The organism is Flavobacterium sp. FlaQc-28 (assembly GCF_044007415.1).
Classification (GTDB): domain Bacteria; phylum Bacteroidota; class Bacteroidia; order Flavobacteriales; family Flavobacteriaceae; genus Flavobacterium.
Window position 1 is genome coordinate 347,776 of the sequence record NZ_JBIPCM010000003.1, and the last position, 22,058, is coordinate 369,833.

Genomic DNA, 22,058 nt, shown 5'->3' on the forward strand with positions numbered 1-22,058 from the left:
TAATCAAAGATAAAATAGAGGTAATTATTTGAAAAAACTGGGTTTTATAATTAGGAAGAGATTTCTCAAAAACATTTAAAAAAAACTAAAAAATAAAATAAAGAAAGGCTTTCTTTTAAAACAAAACCTTTCATTAATACCATACAATTCATCGTTTTTTACTCCTCAAATTTAAATTTTAGATCAAATATCTTTTGAAATGATTTTGGAGTAAAAATGACAAAACTAAAACTAGAAAAAATGAAAAAAGCCCTCGTGATTTTCCTTATTGGTTTGAGTGCAAACGCTATTGCACAAACCAAAACTACAGGTAATGTTGTTGAATATTTTGGAAAAGAAAAAATTGTTACAACTGCTGAGGGGAGCGTTTTATACAATTTCAGCACTGGTTTTACTCTTCCCGCTGATAAAAAATCGGGAACCCTTTTTAACGGGCAAGATCCTGTAGCTTGGCAGTATTCAGTTGGAAAATTTGTAAATCCAAACAAACAAAAAGGAGATTGGCAGCCTATTAAAGTTGATTCTGCCGGCGTTTTTAGCGGCAAGGATATGAGATCGGCATTTTTATTTACGGAATATAATTCCCCAAAAGAACAAATTGTACTGCTTGAAACAACCGGCGGCACACGTACTTATATAAATGGTTTCCCGCATGAGGGCGATCATTATGATTTCGGGTACACATTAATTCCGTTTAAACTTCGTAAAGGTGTAAATGAATTTGTGTATACAAAAGGCCGTTTTGGACGTGTGAAATCAAAACTTGTTGCGCCTTCAAAAAGTATACAATTTACCAAACGTGATTTAACACTTCCGGATGTTATTAATGGTGAAAATGACGAAAAATGGGCTTCTATTCGAGTTATTAATGCAACAGAAAAAGAGCTAAAAAACCTTGTTATCAAAGCAAAATTATCAAGCGGCGAAACTGCGAGTTATACAACAGATGCTATTATGCCTTTGTTTGTGAGAAAAGTAAAATTTAAAGTTCCCGCAGCAAAAGCCAATTTTACTGGCGAATTAAAAATCGAATTGACACTTACAGATAAAAGTGGAAAAATAATTGACAAAACCGAATTTCCTATTCAACAGCGATCTGCAACGGTGCATCATGAGCGTACTTTTGTAAGCAAGGTCGACAACAGCGTGCAATATTACAGTATTGCTCCTGCATTAGAAAGCGGTCCAAAAGCTTTAATACTTTCAGTTCATGGCGCTTCTGTTGAAGCTAGAAATCAAGCAAGAGCTTACAAACAAAAAGATTGGGTGCATATTGTTGCTGCGACAAACCGTCGTCCGTTTGGTTTTAACTGGGAAGATTGGGGAAGAATCGATGCGTTGGAAGTTTTGGGAGAAGCTAAAAAAGTATTCAACACCATTCCTGCTCAAACCTACTTAACAGGTCACTCAATGGGTGGTCACGGAACTTGGTTTTTAGGAACTACTTATCCAAGTAAATTTGCTGCAATTGCTCCTTGCGCCTCTTATCCTGATATTGCAACTTATGGTTTTGATAAAGGCGACGAAATGCACGATATGTTTAAAGCTTATGAACCAATTAAACGCTCTGCTAACTCTGGTCGTGTTAGAAGTCTTGTTCAAAACTTAAAACAATCTGGTGTTTATATGCTGCATGGCGATGCCGATTCGACTGTTCCTATTTCGCAAGTGCGAGAAATGCGACAAATTCTAGGAACTTTTCACCCCAATTTTTGTTATTATGAATATCCGGGAGGCGAACACTGGTATGGTGATCATTCTGTAGATTGGTTCCCTATTTTCGAATTTTTCAAACGCCAGACGATTCCAGCAAATAAAGAAGTTAAAGAAATTGATTTTCATACCGCTTCTCCTGCTGTTTCTTCAACTGATTATTGGATAAAACTGCAACAGCAGATTCTTCCGTTTGATTTTTCTAATATTAATGCAAAAATAGAGAAAGATCAAATTGCTATTAAAACGAAAAATGTTTCTATAATGGAACTTGACTTGGTTTCTTTAGATTTAAAAGGTGAAATCACGATCAACATCAACGATCAAATTTTAAAGGCAGCAACTGATAAGAAAGCAATTCTGGCTTTAAAAGATGACAAATGGTCTTTGATTAACGAAATCAATACAAATCAAAAATATGGTGATCGTCAAGGCGGTTTCAAATTTGCTTTTAATAACAATGTGGTTTTTGTTTATGCTACAGGTGGATCAGCTTCTGAGCGTGAATGGTACTTAAACAGAGCTCGTTTTGATGCCGAAACTTTTTATTATAGAGGAAACGGAAGTATCGATGTGATTGCCGATAAGGATTTTTCATTAGAAAAATATAAAGATAGAAATGTAATTATTTATGGTAACGCTTCTAATAATAGTGCTTGGAATTTAGTACTGAAAAACTCTCCTATTCAAATTGACAATCAACAGGTAAAAATTGGCACTAGAATATTGAAGGGATCCGATTTAGCTGCTTATTTTGTGGTACCAAGAAACGACAGCAAAACTGCAATGATTGGTGTTGTTGCCGGAACTTCAGAAAAAGGGATGAAAGCAACTTGGGCTAATAATTATATTTCTGTAATTACTGGTTTTCCTGATGTAATGATCTTTAAAACTGATTTACTTTTAAATGGTTTACCTAATATGAAAGTAAGCGGTTTCTTCGACAATGACTGGTCTGTCAAAACGCTTGAATTTTTTCAATAATAAACAATTTAAAAACCGCAAAATCATGATTTTATATTCAAAAAAAGGAGACTGGTATTTATTTACTAATACGATTTAGTATTTCGATAAAAAACAATTACTTTTAACGAAAATTTAAAGAATACAAAACAAACGGTAATCGTTTAAGGCAGAATAAACAACCTTTTGGCAACCCTGTTAATTAGTTTGTAATATAGGACTGCAAACTAGTCTTCAGAAAAGAACAAACAATTTCTAGGATGCCAATACTTTTTGAGTATAAAAACTAAAACAAAAATAACATAGAACAAAACTAAAAAAATGGAAAAAAGATTTGCAATAGCGATGGATGTCGGCGGTTCACATATTACTTCTGCAGTTGTTGATCTTAATGAGATGAAAGTTTTTAAAGAATCCCTTTTTAAGGTTTCTTTTGATTCCAATCTGCCTACCAATGAAGTAATGGATTTCTGGGAGAATGCCATTCGTGCAGTTTTAGAAAAACCACAATTAGAGAATTTATCTGGAATAGCCATGGCAATTCCTGGTCCGTTTGATTATGAAGAAGGAACCTGCTGGATTAAAGACCAAGATAAATATGAAAACTTTTATGGTCTAAATATAAAAGATCTGTTGAGAGAACGTTTTGATTTTGATCAAAACCTTCCAATTGTTTTTGAAAATGATGCTAAAAGCTTTGGCAAGGGAGAAGTTTACAAAAACATGGAAAATCTGCCTAAAAATGTTATGGCTGTTACTTTAGGAACTGGTCTTGGTGCCTGTTTTATTAAAAAAGGAAAAATTGTAAGCACTGGTCATAAAGTACCGCCAAATGGAGAAATATGGAATCTTGCTTACAAAAACGGAATGGCCGAAGACGCTGTTTCTTTAAGAGCATTGCTTTCTGGCTATCATAATTTAAGCGGTATTCAAATTAATAACGGACTCGACTTATATCTTTTGGCTGTTGATGGAGATCAAAAAGCGATTCAGGCTTTTACTGAATTTGGAGAAGATCTAGCCGAAATTATAATTCCGTGGTTAAAAAGCTTTAACGTCAATATGTTGGTTATTGGCGGTAAAATTGCAAATGCAGGAGACTTGTTTTTAAATGTTCTTAGAGAAAAATTAGAAGAATCAGAAATTGAAATTGAACTGGTTATTTCGACAGATAATGAAACTACTGCTTTATTAGGAGCTGCAAGCTTACTTTATGAAGCCTAAAAATAAACCCATTTCTGATTTTTAACAATCAGATTTAAAAAATAGATAATAATGACAAATCGCAGAAATTTTCTAAAAAAAACAGCAATGGCATCTGCTGCTGTTGCGTTTGGTTCTTTTGCCGGGCGAGCGGGAGAACTTGAAGAACAAAACGAACTTCTTGACGGAAAAGTGAGAAAACCAATTGTACTTTCGACTTGGCGTTTTGGTCTGCAGGCCAATGAAGCTGCTTGGGAAGTATTGAAAAAAGGAGGACGCGCCTTAGATGCCGTAGAAGCAGGTGTAAAAGTTCCAGAAGCTGATCCAAAAGAAAGAAGTGTTGGTTACGGCGGAAGACCTGATCGCGATGGACGCGTAACTCTGGATGCTTGTATTATGGACGAAATGTCTAATATTGGCTCTGTTGGCTGTCTTGAATTTATAAAACACCCTATTTCTGTAGCTCGTGCCGTGATGGAAAAAACACCTCACGTTATGCTGGTTAGCGATGGAGCGCTTCAATTTGCTTTGTCGCAAGGTTTTCCGAAAGAAAATTTATTACTTCCTGATTCAGAACGTGAATGGAAAGAATGGTTAAAAACATCCGAATATAAACCAATTGCAAATATCGAAAATCACGATACTATTGGTATGATCGCGCTTGATGCTGCAGGAAATCTATCAGGAGCTTGTACTACAAGCGGTATGGCCTTTAAAATGCACGGACGTTTAGGCGACTCTCCTATTATTGGTGCTGGTTTATATGTCGATAACGAAATTGGTGCTGCAACTGCAACTGGACATGGCGAAGAAGTAATTAGAATTTCCGGCTGCCACTTGGTTGTTGAATTAATGCGCCAAGGAAGATCACCACAAAAAGCTTGTGAAGAAGCTGTTTCAAGAGTTGTAAAACTGATGAAAAACCGAAATAAAAATCTAAAAGACATTCAGGTTGGTTTCATTGCCTTAAATAAAAAAGGGGATTACGGTTCATATTGCGTTCAAAGTGGTTTTAACTACGCCGTTTATGACGAAACTGGGAATCGTTTAATCGATCCTGATTTTTATCTTAAATAACATTTTACCTGTTATTGATTCATTTCTAAGTATCTCTTCTATACACTATAAATTTCTTCAACACATAGTCCCGAAACTTTGGCACTATGTGTTGAAACTAATAATATCCAACGAATATTAAAAAAAAGCTATCTATCCAAATACAGATAAAACAAACAACCACAATGAAAAATAAATTCCAGTTATTATTTACCGCATTGGTCTGTGCCAGTGCCTTCTCGCTGCATGCCCAAGGTGATTTCAGCATGGAAGCCAACAAATCTGAAGAAGCAGGTTATATTACACCAAAAGATCCATTGGTGAAAGCGAATCTTGACAAATGGCAGGGTTATAAATTTGGTGTATTAATCCACATGGGGCTTTACACTCAATTAGGAACAGTAGAATCTTGGGGATTAGCTCCGGAAGACTGGGTAACTAGAGATGGTTACAATGATTACTACAAATATGCTACTGATTATAGAAATACAAAATACAAATTGAATCCTACGAATCTTAATTCAGAAAAGTGGGCTAGAATGTTTAAGAATGCGGGAGCAAAATATATGATATTTACCTCCAAACATCATGATGGGTTTTGTATGTATGACTCGAAATTTACTGATTTTAAAATCACAAATCCAGAATTGCCATATAGCAAAAACGCAAAAGCCGATATCCTAAAAGATGTTTTGGATGCTTCAAGAAAAGAAGGTTTGGCTGTTGGTGTTTATTTCTCTAAGCCTGACTGGACGACCGAAACTTTTTGGTGGCCATATTATCCGCCAAAAGACAGAAACCCAACTTATGACATTACTAAATTTCCTGAAAGATGGAAAAGTTATGTACAATACACCCAAAATCAGCTGAACGAATTGACTACAAATTATGGTAAAGTTGATATTCTATGGCTTGACGGCTGCTGGGTTAGACCACTTTCGACCATAAATAAAAAAGTAGAAGAGTTTTGCAAATATCCTTATGATATGGATATTGACATGAAATTAGTCTCAGAAACTGCACGTAAAAAACAACCGGGAATGCTCGTTGTAGACCGCTGGGTTCCGAGTGAATATGAAAACTATTTAACGCCAGAACAAAAAACACCTGAAAAACCATTAAGCGTGCCTTGGGAAAGCTGCATTACACTTGGCGGAGCTTGGGGATGGGTGCCAAATGATCATTATAAATCTTCAAAAGAAGTTATTCAATTAATGACGAGCATTGTTGTTAAAGGCGGAAACTTACTATTAGGCGTTGGTCCAGATGCTAAAGGAGAATTTGATCCAAAAATTGAGACTACTTTAGCTAATGTTGGAAAATGGTTAACGGCAAATGGCGAAGCTATCTACGACACTAAACCTGTTGCACCATACTTAGATGGAAAAGTGGGTTATACTCAAAAAGGAAATGCTATTTACGGCATCTATATGCCATCAAAAGAGGAAAAAGAATTACCAACGTCAATCACTATCAAAACGGATAAAAAAAGCGGTTTAAAAGTCTCTTTATTGGGTACTAAACAAAAACTAGTCAGCAAAAAAGTAAGCGGTGGTATCGAAGTCACAATTCCGCAAGAACTTAGAACTTCTTTAGCAGCACAAGAAGCTGTTGTAATTAAAGTGATTTAACATCCTAAATAAATATTAAAATCTAAAGATGAAAAAACAATTAATAACAATTTTGGGATGTCTTGCCTTTTTATCTGTGACAGCTCAAAGAATCAGCGCTCCTGTACCTTACGGTGCATTGCCAAGCGAACCGCAATTGCGCTGGCACGAAATCGAGCAATATGTTTTAGTCCATTTTACGCCTACAACTTTTCAGAATAAAGAATGGGGATATGGCGACGCCGATCCTAAAATTTTTAATCCGACAAAATTCGATGCCGACCAAATTGTAAACGCAGCAAAATCTGGTGGCTTTAAAGGCGTTATTTTTGTGGCTAAACATCATGATGGATTTTGTTTATGGCCGACAAAAACAACGGCTTACAATATTAGTGCTAGTCCGTTTCGTAATGGAAAAGGCGATATGGTAAAAGAATTTGAAACTGCAACACGTAATGCAGGAATGAAATTTGGGCTTTATTGTTCGCCTTGGGACAGAAATAATGAAGATTACGGAAAACCTGAATATGTTACTAAATACCGAAATCAATTAAGAGAATTGTACACTAACTACGGTAAGCTTTTTATTACTTGGTTTGATGGTGCAAATGGCGGCGACGGCTATTACGGAGGCAAAAAAGAAAGCCGAAGTATTGACCGCGCTACTTATTATGATTGGGATAAAACATGGGCGATTTCTAAAGAGTTACAGCCAGAAGCTGTTATTTTCTCTGACAACGGTGAAGTGCGCTGGGTAGGAAACGAAAGAGGTTTTGCAGACGAAACTTCTTGGGCAACTTTTACACCTGAACCAATAGCAGGTAAAACAGTAGCCGTGCCGGGAGAAACTAATTACGAAAAAGCGCCAACCGGAACTCGAAATGGTAAGTATTGGAAACCTGCTGAGTGTGATGTACCGCTTAGAAACGGATGGTTTTACCATACTAATGAAGATAATCACGTAAAATCAGTTTCGGAGTTGTTTGAGATTTATTGTAAATCTGTAGGCCGCGGCGCTGGTATGGATATTGGTCTTGCGCCCACCACCGAAGGTATATTACATCCAAATGATGTAAAAGCGCTGAAAGATTTTGGAGATTTTTTAAAACAAACTTTTTCTGATAATCTTGCGCAATCTGCTGTGATTACTGCTTCGGAAGTTCGAGGTGAGAATCAAATCTTTTTCGGGACCAAAAATCTTACTGACAACGATCGCTACTCCTATTGGGCAACCAGTGATAATGTGAAAAAAGCATTTATAACTTTAGAATGGAATAAAGAGCAAACTTTTAATATCATTCGCTTAAGAGAAAACATCAAACTAGGCCAGCGTATTGAAAAAATAGAAATCGAAGCTTTTGCTAATAAAAACTGGAAAAAGGTAGCTGAAGCTACAAGTATTGGCGCTAATCGATTGGTACGTTTACCAAATTATATTACAACTTCAAAATTAAGAATTCGTATTGTAGAATCTCCAGTTTGTATCACTTTAAGCGACGTAGGTGTTTTTAAAGAACCAGAACAATTGCCTCTTCCAAAAATTAAAAGAGACAAAAATGGTACTGTTTCTATCACCACTGAAACAACTGTGAATCAAATTCGTTATACAACTGACGGAACAGAACCGACTATACAATCACCAATTTATAAAGAAGCTTTTTCGTTTTTAACTTCTGGCGATGTTAAAGCCAAATCATTTGGAACAGATATGAAACCTGGTGAAACCACAATTCAATCCTTTAATATTTGCAAAAAAGACTGGAAAGTAGTTACCGCTTCTTTCGAAAATGAACAAACATTAAATGCAATTGATGAAAATGCCGAAACTTTCTGGAGTACCGCAGATAATACATCGTTAATGCCTTTACCACAATTCATAGTTATTGACATGGGACAAGAATTGGAAATCAAATCTTTATCGTATTTGCCTCGTCAAAACGGAACCGGTGGAATTGTCAAAGACTACCAATGGCAAGTAAGCACCGACAATACGAATTGGACAACAATTGCTGAAGGTGAATTTGCCAATATCAAAAGCAATCTGGTTGAGCAAAATATTACTTTAAAAGCATCGGCGAAAGCCCGATATATTAGATTTACAGGAAAAACAACTGTTGACGGCAGATATATTTCTGTCGCTGAAATTGGTGTAAAAACGAAATAATTCAGTTTTCTTTTAATAGATTAATAGAGCAAAAAAGGACTTTCAATTGAAAGTCCTTTTTTTGTTCTAAATGTTATTATTCTTATTATTCTTGAATCACTTTTAATGTAGTTCCATTTACAAAATCATCATGATTGATAAAAAAACTATTCAATGTTTTTCCGTTTAACTGAATTTCTTTTATTTTTCCATCACTATTCATTGCCCTTTCAATTACTACATTTTCTTTATTGTAATACCTTGAATCTAGTTTAATTGTTACTTTATCAAACATTGGTGTTGTAATAGTATAAATTGGATCTCCCGGAGATATTGGATAAATTCCCATCATAGAATACACCAGCCAAGCCGACATCGTTCCTGTATCGTCATTTCCAGGTAATCCTTTTGGTTCATTTCTAAAATATTCTCTTACCAATTTCTTAACCATTTCCTGACTCTTCCACTCCTCGCCTTTTACATAATTAAATAAATAAGGATATGCAATATCTGGTTCATTTGCCATATCAAATTGTTTAATGTCAAAAACTTTCTGCAATTGATCAGAGAAAACTTTATCACCGCCCATTAATTTAATAAGTCCTTTTATATCATGCGACACCATAAAAGCATATTGCCATGCGTTGCCTTCTATAAATCCAACATTTTCTTGAAAATTAGCTCCCGCATTTGGATCAAAAGGCTCATACCACTTTCCGTCAGCTGTTCGTGGTCGAAGTAATTTTAAATCTTTATCATATAATTTTTGATAGGATAAAGATCGTTTATAAAAACGCTTATAATCTTCTTTTTCTCCTAAAGCTTTTGCCATAAGCGCAATCGCATAATCTGAAGCATTATATTCTTCTGTTGTTGAAACTGATCCATGATAATTTGTCGACAAATATCCTTTTTGAAGATATTCTTTAAGACCCGGACGCAGCGGATTTTCTTCAATTTGATCTGCTCCTTTCAGCATGGCATGATAAGCTTTGTAAATATCAAAATCCTGAATTCCTTTTAAACAGGCATCTGCTATAACTATACTCGCAGGATCTCCAACCATTGTAAATGTTTCCGTCGAATTTAATTCCCATTTAGGCAGCCAGCCGTTTTCATCATACATTTGCAGCATACTTTTTATCATATCAGATTGCTGCTTAGGATAAACTAAAGACGTTAAAGGATGCATATTTCGATAGGTATCCCATAAAGAAAACACGGTATATCGCGTACCCAATGTTTTTCCAATCTTGCTCCTTTTTATTTGAGGAAATTCTCCATTAATATCATTTAAAGTATTCGGATGAATTAAAGTATGATACAATGCCGTGTAAAAAATAACCTTATCTTGATAGGAACCGCCTTCTACCAAAATTTTAGAAAGTTCTTCGTTCCATTCGTTAAATGTTTCTTTATAAACATCATCAAATGATTTATATCCCGTTTCTTTTTCCAGATTCTCACGAGCGTTTTGAATACTTACATACGAAACTCCTATTTTTACTTCAACAGTTTCTTCTTTATCAAATTGATAGGTGAAATAAGTCCCAATACTATCTCCAACAACAGTTTTAATCGTGTTTTTCATCATTCGGGTTTTACCATTGTAACCCATCCATTGCGCTTCTGTACCTTCATATTTAGGCGTGTTTTTCCAAACGCCAAAATGATTTGCCGGTTTCGAAAACTTGGCAACAAAGTATACAGGATAAGCGTCTTCAGGACTATTATAACAAAATGAACCTACAGAACGCATTCCTTCAATCTCTGTTGAAGAAACTACTTTTACCATCGCTCCTTCTTCATTTGTTAATCCTAAGCCAAGATTCAATAAAATATTAGACTGCCCTTTCGGGAAAGTGAACCTGCTTACTCCTACTCTTTTCGAAGCTGTAAATTCACCTTTAACTTTATATTTATCAATGTTTACACTATAATAAGCCGTTTTAGCCAATTCTTTAGAATAAGTAGAACCATATTTTAAATGATTGGTTTCAACCGCTCCTGTTGTTGGCATTAACAAAATAACACCTAAATCAGGACAACCTACACCACTTAAATTTACTTGGCTAAATCCCGTTAAGAATGTATTCTCGTTTACATAAGGATTCGATAACCATTGACTGTCTTTTTCTAAACTATTTTGTCGTCCAGCCACATTAAAAGGACTGATACTTGCCATTCCTCTTGGAGCAATCGGCCCTGGAAAAGTTGCTCCATAATTAGAAGTTCCTATAAGCGGATTTACAAATTCTGCGGGCTGCTGCGCAAAAGTGTTTATGCTAAAAAATAGCATGCTGAAAAAACATGCTGTCTGTGTTATTTTACTATTAAAAATCATATTTAATTCTCTATCTGTTAATCGCTTCAACTTTTAAAGTCCAAGCTTCTTTACATGGTAAATTATTTCGTAAATTTTCTGGAATTGTAACTTTAAATCCGTCCGCAAATTTAGTCCATTTCAATGGTATTTTCGAACCTAACATGGTAATTTTTGTTCCTTTTTTAGGATTGATCGATTTTAATGTAATTTCTGCAGGAATTTTATCTTCTCCCTCTTTTGCTAGATAAAACAAGTAAACACTTCCTGCCTTATTCTGTGTCATACAAATATTATTTTCCTTATAAGGTGCAATTGGTTTGGTGTCATAAATTGCAGTGCTGTTTACTTTCATCCAATCTCCAAAAGAGGCTAATAAATCGTACGCTCCCTGCTGCCATTCTCCTTCTGGACTTGGAGCAACATTCAGCAATAAATTACCGCCTTTTGCCACTACATCAATAAGCATATGAATACCTTGTCTGCCTGTCATATATTTTGCATCTGGAGTGTACGACCAGCCGCCGCCAGAAGTAATACAAGATTCCCAAGGATAAGGAAGTGTTTTTTCGGGAACACGATTTTCAGGAGTCAAATAGTTTTGATTTTTACCATGAACTGCTCTGTCAACCACAATTAAACCAGGTTGTTTCTGACGTGCTTTCACTACCAATTCATCCATTTTAACATCCTGATTGACAACTCTATGTTTTATAAACCCATTTTTAGAAGTGTTTTCTAAAAACTTAGATTTATAGTGTTCGCTAATACTTTTTTGATCTCCTTTTTCTACCCAGCCGCCATCAAGCCATAAAATATCAACTTTTCCATAATTGGTTAAAATTTCTAAAATTTGATTGTGGGTAAAATCAACATATTTCTGCCATTTTTCAGGATATAGTGCCGGATCATAATTTACGTTTCTATCAAATGGAGGAAAATAAGGATCCCAGTAATTTTCGTTGTGCCAGTCGGGCTTAGAAAAATAGGCTCCAGTTGAGATACTTTCATTTCTAAAAGCATTAAAAACTTCTTTCAAAATATCCGCTTTTGGATTACTGCTGAAAGCACATTCTTTATCAGTTACTTTATAATCTGTGTATTTAGAATCATACATCGAAAATCCGTCATGGTGTTTTGTGGTAAAAACCATGTATTTCATTCCTGCCGCTTTTGCCGCTTTTGCCCACTTTACAGGATCAAACTTTGTTGGATTAAAGGTCTTCTTTAAACCTTCATATTCTTTTACATATTGACTATAATTACCCGGATTACTGCCTTTTTTACGCTCACACCATCCATAATCCTCAGGACAAATCGACCATGATTCTACAATTCCCCACTGACTGTATGTTCCCCAATGCATTAACAATCCAAACTTTTTACCTTGCCATTGTTCTAAATTTTTTAAAACTAATGGATCTGTTTCCGGTACATAACGTTCGTCTTCATAAATAGCCTGAGAGAACATTTGTGCAGAAAATAATACTGCGATTAATACTATTACTTTTTTCATCTTTGGTTTATTTTTTGGTTTGGTTTTACTGTAAAAATCTTATTTACGATGCTAAAATTTGTAAATCAAACTTTGTCAACGTTTTGAACTTTGACAAAGTTTATTTCTTCTTGTTTAATTCACTAGAATCTCATCCACAAACAACCAAGAACTTTCGCCTCTTGGGCTTTTCTTTAAGTTAGACGCAATTACTTTTATAAATCGAACATTCGTTTTTTCAAAATTAATTTTAAAATCTTTTAACTCTGAAGTTGGGTTAGATGCATATGGACGTAATATTTTGCCCACTTCTTTGTATTTGATACCATCGTTTGAAACTAAAACTTTTACTTGTATCGGGAAAAAGATGCCCGCACCTTGACTTTCTAAAGTTCCAACAATTACTTCTTTTATACTTTCTTGTTTTTCTAAATCAATAACAAGTTCCATGTCGTTAACCAGCCAAGCCTGCCATTGCCCGTCATGGAAGTTTTTAGATCCACGAATTGTATTTACCATCGTAAAAGGCCCATCGCCTTTGTAACTGTTATTAAATGGCGTTAAGTAATTGACTTTATGCGCTACTGCTTTGTGAAATACAATTGTATCTGTAAACGTTTTTCCAACTGGCTTTTCGTTTTGAAATAAAGAAGCTTTTAAAACTGTAGTTTGATTAAACTGAATTGGATTTGTATATTTCAGAGCGTTTATATCCAAAACCTTATCACCCAAAACATATCGAATATCTGGATTTGGAAACTCATTTTTCAAAGTCACATTAATTTGTTTCTTAACTATATCAGCACTTGAAACAGCTGTAACTAAATAAGCACTTTTTGCATAATTGATTCCCAAATAATCGTAGCGCTTTAATAATGGTGCTAGTCTGGTTGTAAAATCATTCCAATTACGGCTTTCTTTAGAACTCCATAAAACTTCGGATAAAGCGGCTAATCTTGGAAAAATCATATACTCCGAGTCTTTTGGTGCCGAAAGAAATTCGGCCCATAAATTAGCTTGTCCGCCCAAAACATGTGCTGCTTCCTGCGGTGTCATTCCAGCTACAACCGGATCAAATTCGTAAACTTTATTTAAAGGATTGTAAGCATCAAAAGCTAATGGTTCTTCATTTTGAGGACCTTGGTAAAAATTAAAATAACAAGGAGATTCTGGAGTCATAATAACATCATGACCTTGCTGTGCTGCTTCTGTTCCTCCTTTTGTTCCTCTCCAGCTCATTACGGTAGCCTCCGGAGCTAATCCGCCTTCTAAAATTTCATCCCAGCCAATAAGTTTCTTGCCTTTAGAATTGATGTATTTCTCCATTCTTTTTACAAAATAACTTTGCAGTTCATGAACATTTTTTAAGCCGTGTTCTTTCATTCTTTTTTGGCAATGCGGACATTTTTCCCAATTTGTTTTTGTTGCTTCATCACCCCCAATATGGATATATTTTGAAGGGAATATTGTAATTACTTCATCAATTACGTTCTGAAGAAACTCAAATGTCGATTCTTTTCCTGCACAGTAAATATCCGTTATAGGCCATAATCCGCCAGATGGCACACCAATACGCTGATCAAAACACGCTAATTCTGGATATGCAGCAATTGCACTGCTTACGTGTGCCGGCATTTCGATTTCAGGAACAACTTCTACATTTTTTGTTGCAGCATATTTTACGATTTCTTTTAATTCTTCTTGTGTTAAAAATCCGCCGTATGTACCTCTTTGGTCAGGGTTTGTAAGCAATCTTGCGTTCCAAGCTAAATTTTCCTGATCTACTCTCCATGCACCAACTTCTGTAAGCTTTGGATACTTTTTAATTTCAATTCTCCAGCCTTGATCGTCTACTAAATGCAAATGCAAGACGTTCATTTTGTGCATTGCCAAACGATCGATTGTTGCCAGAATATAGTTTTTATCGAAGAAATGGCGTGATAAATCCAACATTAAACCTCTCCATTGAAAACGAGGTTCATCCGTAATCGTTACATTCGGAATTTCCCATTTTGCAAGGGTTACAACATTTTTACTTTCGATTGCAATTGGAAGTAATTGTCTAATGGTTTCTAATCCGTAGATAAAACCTGCATTGCCCTTTGCTGTAACTGTAATTGTATTATTATTGATTTCTAATTTATAAGCTTCGTTATGAAGGTTTGAATCAACTTTAAACTGTATGTAATTATTCTTTGGCGCTTTTGTTCCAATAATTGGGCGCCAGCCTGCTGCAGCTCCAAATTTGTTTATTAAAGCGTTCGAAATGTCTTTTTGAAAATCTGTTGCGGCAACAAATACGGTATTCTTAGAAAACTCAAATGACCCTGTTTGCAAAACCAGCTGATTGGGTTTTGGAATGATTTGAATGTCTTTCTCTGTAAAAACTTTTTGACTGTAACCCGAACTTAAAACGGCTAAAAATAGTAAGGTGAATAAGGGTTTTAATGTTCTCATAATTATTATTTTAAATAGGATATGATTTTAAACTGGTATATTTTTTTATCCTTCAAAAGATACTCTTTTTTAAAAAATGCTATATACTTTTCTGTGTCATTGCATCATTCTTAAAAAACATAATAGGAAGCATTTACGGGCTCCCTATTATAATCCTTTATTTCTGCCAAAACGTTTGGTATACGCTCACAGCTATTATCGAAGTAATTTGTAATGATACTATGCTTTTGTTCTAAATAAAGTATTGCATTATTTTAAACTTGCTTTTGTTTCTTTGATTGTTTTAAAATTACTTTCAGACAAAGCATTTCCATCAAAAAAGGAAACTCCTACTGCTCCATTTTCTTTCGCATATAAAATAGCTTCTTTCAGCTCTTTATCTGTCTTTAAACCTGGAACGTAAATCCCTGTATTGATTTTTGTTTTTTTATCTTTTAAATCAGCAACACCTTGTTTTGTAGCGTAACCAACCCAGTCAATTTCTTCATCATAAAAACTGTTGTAAATCATTGGATATACTTGATCAATATTCCATTTATCCCAACGCTGACGCACCATATGATCTGCCATTTCTGGATAAGGAAATACTGCTGCAGTTAGGTTTTTATTGTGTTTATGAACAATATCATAAGCATCATTTACCACAGCTTGAATAGCATTTAATCTAAAGTTTTTCCACTCCATATCGATCGAAGTATTGTGGCTTTCTTTTGGATTTTTGTGATGGATCTTTTCGAATGCTTTTACACATTCATCACAATAACAGAAATCGAATTGAGGTAATTCTACATCTTGAACTAAGTTGTATTTTGGCAATAAACTAATTGGTAAAAAGATGTCTGGAAAACGAATATAATCTAAGTGAACACTTTCGATTCCGTCAACTTTTGCTAATTCTTCCACTAATTTTAAAACATGCTCTCTAGATTCTTTTCTAGTTGGGCATAACCATTGGTAGTAATCTACATAAGGGCGTGTATCAAAACAGGATTTTCCTTCTTTGCTTACTTGATACCATTCTGGATGCTGCAATGCAATTGAGTCTCCTGGTCTGTTCATTGCCATAATCCAAGCATGTACTTTTAAACCTTCTTTTGTTGCCAAAGGCACTAAACGGCTTAACAGTTTTGGATCTGTCGAAGTATTTATCAGTACTTCGTCAATACCGCCGTCTTTGTATTTTTTAAACTCTTTAGTATAATCTGCATCCGATTTTTTGGCATCGGCTGTAGTCCATACTCCAAATTTAAAAATGGTTTGTTCTTCTTTTTTAGTACATGAAAAAATACTAAATGCTAATAAAAAAAGTAATAGTTTTGGTAGTTTCATAGTGGTTTATTTTGTGATTATTTTTCCATCCTGCCTAATTACAAATGTTGTATTGGTGAATGGACTTTTTACTAAAATATTATATCCTGATGAGTGATTTTCTATTGTTGGTTTTAAAATTTTACCATCAACACTAATGCTTTTTGTGGTAAGATCTGCAATTGACTTTGCCCAAGTTTTATGTTTTTCAAAGTATCCTTTTTGAGCGCGGTATAGTGTATACAATTCCCATCTTACTTTTTCATCCTGCGGAATTGTAAAAGTGTCTTTTCCTTCTTTAGAAGAGAAATAAACATAACCCCATTTTTCTGGCTCATGCATATTGATTACACCCATTGGAGACCAGACCCAATTGTACTCAGGTAAAAATTTTCCTTCGGCATCTTTCTTTCGCTCATAAGTTCCGTTTTTAACACTATGCTGCCAATTTACTCTCGAAAAATTGACTCTCCAAAATTTATCAACGGGAACATTTTGATCAAAGAATGTGGTTTTGTAAGCTGCCCACGGAATCGCCATTTCTAAAACCCAGCCTTCATCTGTATCATTTGGATTATTAAGTGTTCCGTTAACTTTTACTGCTGATTTTAAACCCGGAATATTCCAATCGTTTGCCACTACAATATCGCTTTCTCTATATGGTTTTGTCAGGAACAAATCCCAAGCAGTATTTAAAGCGTTTATTTCTAATTCGTAATAATTAAAAGTATCACTGTCTGGATCAACAAAAACTTCAAAATCATTGTTGTAAAAAATAATGGTATCGCGTTGTTTTAAATTTGCCCAAACGTGCGGTTCTTCCATTTTTGCTAATATATAGAAATTGGTTTCATCCCAAAGCATTTTTACTTTGGTTGCATACTTAGGTTTTACGTCATTCTCAATATCTTCAAAAAGATCTGTCCAATCTGCTTTACTCCACGAAGCATCAGATTCGTCTCCGTCAATTACGATTGGTTTGGTTGTTTTTGCCGCAACATACGTTTTAGGAATAACCGGTTTCTTTGGCTGTGAATATCCAGTTATCGAAATCAAGCCTAAAGCAACAGCAATCCATTTAAGTTTTAAAACCATCTCTTTTTTATAAACTGTTATCTTTTGTAAACTGAACTACTTCACTTAATTTACCAAATGCGATGGCTACAACTGTATCAGCTGCACCGTAATAAACAGCTAATTTATCTTCTTCTGTATCATGCAAAGCTGCACATGGGAAAACGACGTTTGGTACATCGCCAACCATTTCATAAAGTTCTGCAGGTCCTAATAAATAAGGCTGTGTTCTGTATTTTACTTTGTCTGGAGAATCAACATCTAAAAGTGCTGAACCCATTGCATAACGGAAACCGTTGCAAGTATTAATAACTCCGTGGTAGATCATTAACCACCCCTCGTTTGTAAGAATTGGAATTGGTCCTGCACCAATTTTGGTACACTGCCAAGCACTGTCTTCAAAAGGTGTTGGTTTCATTACTAAGCGGTGCTCTCCCCAATACTTCATATCTGGACTATAACTAATCCAAATATCCCCAAAAGGTGTATGTCCGTTATCACTTGGACGGCTTAACATGGCATATTTTCCATTGATTTTTTGCGGAAACAAAACACCATTTCTGTTGAATGGCAAATAGGCATTTTCGCATTGAAAAAACTCTTTAAAATCGAATGTATAACCAATACCAATTGTTGGTCCATTATAACCATTACACCAAGTGATCCAGTAACGATCTTCGATAAAAACAACACGCGGGTCATACTTATAAGCAGATTCAATCATATCTGTATTACCAGCTTTCATTTCGATTGGTTCATGATTAATTTCCCAGTCGATTCCGTTTTTACTAAAACCGGCAAAAATGTTCATTTGAACTGCTTTATTATCACAACGGAAAACTCCCGCAAACCCATCTCCAAAAGGAACTACAGCACTATTGAAAATACTGTTTGATGATGGTATAGCATATCTTTCAATAATAGGATTTTCAGTGTATCTCCACATTACATCATTACTGTTTTCGGGTCTGTCTTGCCAAGGAATAGTACTCATTTTTATATTTTTGTTTATTGTTTTTTTTCTGTTGTTTGTTGTAAAGACTTTATCAAAGCCTTTTTTCTAAACACATAGAAACATAGTTTTTAAAATTTAAAAAAGTGGTTTTGGTTAGTTCAAAAGATATAGCTATATGTGTGGAACCTTTCTTTTGTAATTCTTCTTTTCTAATTATAAAAATCTATGTTTCTACCGTGTCTACTATTTTTTTAATCCGTTATTTTTCGAACTTTATCAAGCCAAGTGAATTTTAAAATTATCATTGTTACTAAAAATACCAATAACGCTGCAAACGCTTTTGGATAATCTCTGATAACAAAATAAATTGGAAGTAAAATCATGCTTGACTGCCACACAATTCCGATAACACAATTTAGCATATCTTTCCAGAAATCGTTGTTTTTTTCGAAACTTTGATCTTCTGTTTTTAATGTTTTATAAACTGGTCCCCACCATCCCCAAGGTCTAACATTGGTATAGAAAGATCTTAAAACATCCATATCTGTAGGCTTGCTTAAAAACGTTCCTAAAAGACAGCCTAAAATTGAGAATCCAAATATTGCTGGAAACAAGTAAATCGCCTGCACTTGTGATAAATCATACAAAAATGTTCCTTCTACAAATGTTCCTTTATACTGTCCTAAAACAAACTGTAAAGAAGCTACAATTAAACCAGCAAACATTCCCCAGAAATACCCCCAGCCGTTAAAACGCCACCAAATCCATTTTAAGAAATTCGCTGCTACATAACCGCCGTATAAGGCACTTGTAATCCATAAGGTTAAAGAGTTAATCGATTCTGCAAAGAATCCCATAAAAACTCCTAAACCAACAACTACGAATGAAGAGATTTGGCTCACTTTTATATAGTGTGCATTTGATGCAACGGGTTTGAAGTATTTTTTGTAAATATCATTTACAATATAAGCTGGTCCTGCATTTACAAAAGCAGAGAATCCCGACATAAAAGCGGCTAATAAACCTGCTAATAAAAGTCCTTTAATACCAACTGGAAGATATAAATTGACCACTTTCGGCATTAATAATTCTAAATCGACTCCCGTTAAATTTAAATTAGCATTTAATTCCGGCGCTAAATTTATTAAGGCAATTACAACAATTCCTGTAATTAATAAATATCTTGGAATGAACAAAATCAAGTTAGTAAAACCGCTCATATAAGCAGCTTCTTTTACTGATTTTGTAGACAGAATTCTTTGTAAATCGTAACTTGGTGTTGGTCCTGCAACACTGGCGAAGAAACCTTTGAACAATGTCATTCCGATAAAAGCACCAAACATTTTATACCCTTCAGAATCAATTAAATTATTGAAGGTTTGGAACTTTTCACTCCACTGCGTTTCAAACTGCCAGCCAAAGAAGACGTTCTTCCATTCTTCGGTAATTACTGAGTTTATTTGAATATCTGTGTAATTTACAAAAGCATAACCTGCAATTAAAACGCTGGCAATAATCATAATTAAATATTGCACAACTTCAGTTGCAACTACAGAGAACATTCCTCCTTTTACAGTATAAATTGTAGTTAAAAAAATGATTATTAAAGCATAAGAACGCTCTGAGGTTAATAGAATTAAATCGCCAGAATGAAGCGTTAAATCCCAAGGAAGAATAATGGTTATAAATTTCCCAATTCCTTCAAAAAAGTAGGCAATGAAACCTATTGTAGAAATAATCGCAAAAATAGCGACAATAATATGAGATGCTTTTCCGGCTTTGTCATTTCCAAAACGAGTTAAAATCCATTCAGAACCCGTCATTACTTTTGACCTTCGTATCCAAACGGCGAGAAACATCATTACAAAAATCTGATTCCAAATGGGCCAAAGCCACATAAACATAAAGCTTTTTACGCCATATAAAAACAATACTCCAATCATCCAGGAAGTTCCTGAAACATCAAACATTCCTGATCCGTTACTTAAACCTAAAAAATACCATTTGATTGTTTTTCCGCCTAGGAAATAATCATCTAAACCTTTTGAAGCTTTTCTGGAAATCCAGATTCCTATTCCTACTGATAGCACAATATATGCTATGATGATTGATATGTCAATGATATTCATTAATTATAATATTGTTTTTAGGGGTTAGTTAAATTTATGTTGGTTTTCAGTTTTTATTCATGACAGTTTTTAGACCAACAACGTTGATCTATTGTTTCGACTTTTATGGCATGGACTGCAATGTAAAGTCTCAGGTTTTGAAGATGTTAATCCTACATAGATTTTAGAATCTTTAAGAAAAACTTGGTAATAACACGGTATTGATCCTTTGTAAGCATGACTTGATATTTTATAATGTTGAGTGTTTTTCTTTGTTGCAAAAGCAAGTTTTTTTCCAGCGGTTTTAAATAAAAAATTTCTCAAATCACTAATTACTGTTTGTTGAACAAAGAAAGCTTGTTGACTATTATTTTTAATTTGCTTTATTTTACAGCTTCCTTTTAGAATTAAAAACAAAACTTACAAGTAAGGCCATTCATTTAAAAAAATAATAATTTAACTTTAAATTTATGCAAAATTGAATTTTACTTAAATTATTTTAGACAAACGACATCTAAACGAAGACAAACATCAAAAAAGGTCTCAAAACATACTTTGAATTATGAATTTCAGCACTAGCAAATTATATCGAATACCATTACAATATCATATCCTTTTTTGGCTTACTTATTTCTTGTTTAATACTTTTCGCTGGGGAATTTATTTTAATGATTACGGCTACTCTTTCAAGACTAATTTACTGGGCTTTCCTATTCATATGACGTTGTGTTACTTGAATATTCTTGTCTTCATGCCTTATTTAGTTTATCGAAAAAAATACCTTTTATATATACTTGCGGTTTTGTCTTCGATCTTTATAATGGTTATTATAAAATTCAATCTTACGTATTTATTAATAAATCATGATGTTTGGCCGGAAGGACCAGAAACTATAGATAAACTTTCGCTCAATTACACGATTGACATGATGATCGGCGAATTGTATGTCATCACTTTTGTTACGGCGATTAAGATTACATTGGATTTTATGAAGGAGCAAAAACGTGTAACGGATCTCGAAAAATCGCAATTAGAAACGGAATTATTGTTTTTGAAATCTCAAATATCGCCGCATTTTCTCTTTAATACACTTAACAATATTTATTCGCTCTCTGTCGAAAAATCAAACAAAGCACCAAAAATTGTACTTAAGCTTTCAGAGTTAATGCGTTATATGTTGTATGACACAAAAAACACCAGACAATCGCTGGAAAATGAAATTTTATGCATTCAGAATTATCTTGATCTGGAGCGAATTAGGAATGATGATCGATTAATTATAAATATGTCTGTTTCAGGAGATATTCACGACAAAGAGATTGCTCCTATTATATTGTTGACTTTTATAGAAAATGCTTTTAAACATGGTGTAAACAAAAACACTGGAAAGGTCGTAATTGATATAAAATTTAAGGTAAAAGGCAATTTTCTGCATTTTACAGTTTCGAACCCGCAGCCTGAAACTACTGATCTTGAGGACAATTTTAATGTATCTAGCGGTATAGGTATAGAGAATGTAAAAAAAAGGTTAGAACTGGGTTATAATAAAAACGAGTATAACCTTTCATTTAAAAAGAAAAAGAATATTTTTGTCGTAAAGCTTGTAATTAAAGTCACTTAGAACGACTTTTCTTATACTAAATTTTATAC

The 22,058-nt window shown here is 34.4% G+C and carries 13 protein-coding genes; 6 read left to right on the forward strand and 7 right to left on the reverse strand.

The genetic code is table 11. The features are described from left to right. Positions 1 to 240 precede the first annotated feature (240 nt). The 5 genes from ACHRVL_RS10995 to ACHRVL_RS11015 all read left to right on the forward strand — a co-directional run bounded on the left by ACHRVL_RS10995 (position 241) and on the right by ACHRVL_RS11015 (position 8,709). Positions 241 to 2,697, forward strand: a complete 2,457-nt coding sequence (locus tag ACHRVL_RS10995) for a prolyl oligopeptidase family serine peptidase (RefSeq protein WP_395412679.1) — start codon at positions 241 to 243, stop codon at positions 2,695 to 2,697. Positions 2,698 to 2,997: 300 nt separating this feature from the next. Then, on the forward strand, positions 2,998 to 3,900 hold the full coding sequence (locus ACHRVL_RS11000; protein ID WP_395412681.1) for an ROK family protein: 903 nt from the start codon (positions 2,998 to 3,000) through the stop codon (positions 3,898 to 3,900). A 51-nt stretch (positions 3,901 to 3,951) separates the two neighbouring features. Then, the gene (locus ACHRVL_RS11005) at positions 3,952 to 4,956 is read left to right on the forward strand and encodes an isoaspartyl peptidase/L-asparaginase (protein ID WP_395412683.1); all 1,005 of its coding nucleotides are present in this window, start codon (positions 3,952 to 3,954) and stop codon (positions 4,954 to 4,956) included. 164 nt (positions 4,957 to 5,120) lie between these two features. After that, positions 5,121 to 6,566 (forward strand): alpha-L-fucosidase, encoded by a 1,446-nt coding sequence (locus tag ACHRVL_RS11010; RefSeq protein ID WP_395412684.1) that lies wholly within the window; start codon positions 5,121 to 5,123, stop codon positions 6,564 to 6,566. A gap of 28 nt (positions 6,567 to 6,594) precedes the next feature. Further along, positions 6,595 to 8,709: an alpha-L-fucosidase gene (locus tag ACHRVL_RS11015; RefSeq protein ID WP_395412686.1), complete on the forward strand. Its 2,115-nt coding sequence runs from the start codon at positions 6,595 to 6,597 to the stop codon at positions 8,707 to 8,709. A gap of 85 nt (positions 8,710 to 8,794) precedes the next feature. On the opposite strand, the gene ACHRVL_RS11020 is transcribed toward ACHRVL_RS11015, so the two are convergent. From ACHRVL_RS11020 to ACHRVL_RS11050, 7 genes are all read right to left on the reverse strand, one after another. Next, the gene (locus ACHRVL_RS11020; RefSeq protein WP_395412688.1) at positions 8,795 to 11,032 is read right to left on the reverse strand and encodes a GH92 family glycosyl hydrolase; all 2,238 of its coding nucleotides are present in this window, start codon (positions 11,030 to 11,032) and stop codon (positions 8,795 to 8,797) included. 10 nt (positions 11,033 to 11,042) lie between these two features. Beyond that, entirely contained in the window at positions 11,043 to 12,527 is a 1,485-nt protein-coding gene (locus tag ACHRVL_RS11025) for an alpha-L-fucosidase (RefSeq protein ID WP_395412690.1), read from the reverse strand. A gap of 114 nt (positions 12,528 to 12,641) precedes the next feature. Beyond that, on the reverse strand, positions 12,642 to 14,963 hold the full coding sequence (locus ACHRVL_RS11030; protein ID WP_395412692.1) for a family 20 glycosylhydrolase: 2,322 nt from the start codon (positions 14,961 to 14,963) through the stop codon (positions 12,642 to 12,644). Positions 14,964 to 15,212: 249 nt separating this feature from the next. Continuing rightward, the gene (locus ACHRVL_RS11035) at positions 15,213 to 16,292 is read right to left on the reverse strand and encodes a putative glycoside hydrolase (RefSeq protein WP_395412694.1); all 1,080 of its coding nucleotides are present in this window, start codon (positions 16,290 to 16,292) and stop codon (positions 15,213 to 15,215) included. A 6-nt stretch (positions 16,293 to 16,298) separates the two neighbouring features. Beyond that, positions 16,299 to 17,366, reverse strand: a complete 1,068-nt coding sequence (locus ACHRVL_RS11040; protein WP_395412696.1) for a carbohydrate-binding family 9-like protein — start codon at positions 17,364 to 17,366, stop codon at positions 16,299 to 16,301. 7 nt (positions 17,367 to 17,373) lie between these two features. Next, positions 17,374 to 18,339: a glycoside hydrolase family 130 protein gene (locus ACHRVL_RS11045; RefSeq protein WP_129053471.1), complete on the reverse strand. Its 966-nt coding sequence runs from the start codon at positions 18,337 to 18,339 to the stop codon at positions 17,374 to 17,376. 212 nt (positions 18,340 to 18,551) lie between these two features. Beyond that, positions 18,552 to 20,429 (reverse strand): sodium:solute symporter family protein, encoded by a 1,878-nt coding sequence (locus ACHRVL_RS11050; RefSeq protein WP_395412698.1) that lies wholly within the window; start codon positions 20,427 to 20,429, stop codon positions 18,552 to 18,554. Between the two features lie 541 nt (positions 20,430 to 20,970). Between ACHRVL_RS11050 and ACHRVL_RS11055 the strand changes: the two genes are divergently transcribed. Further along, positions 20,971 to 22,029 (forward strand): sensor histidine kinase, encoded by a 1,059-nt coding sequence (locus tag ACHRVL_RS11055; protein WP_395412700.1) that lies wholly within the window; start codon positions 20,971 to 20,973, stop codon positions 22,027 to 22,029. Positions 22,030 to 22,058: the final 29 nt, after the last annotated feature.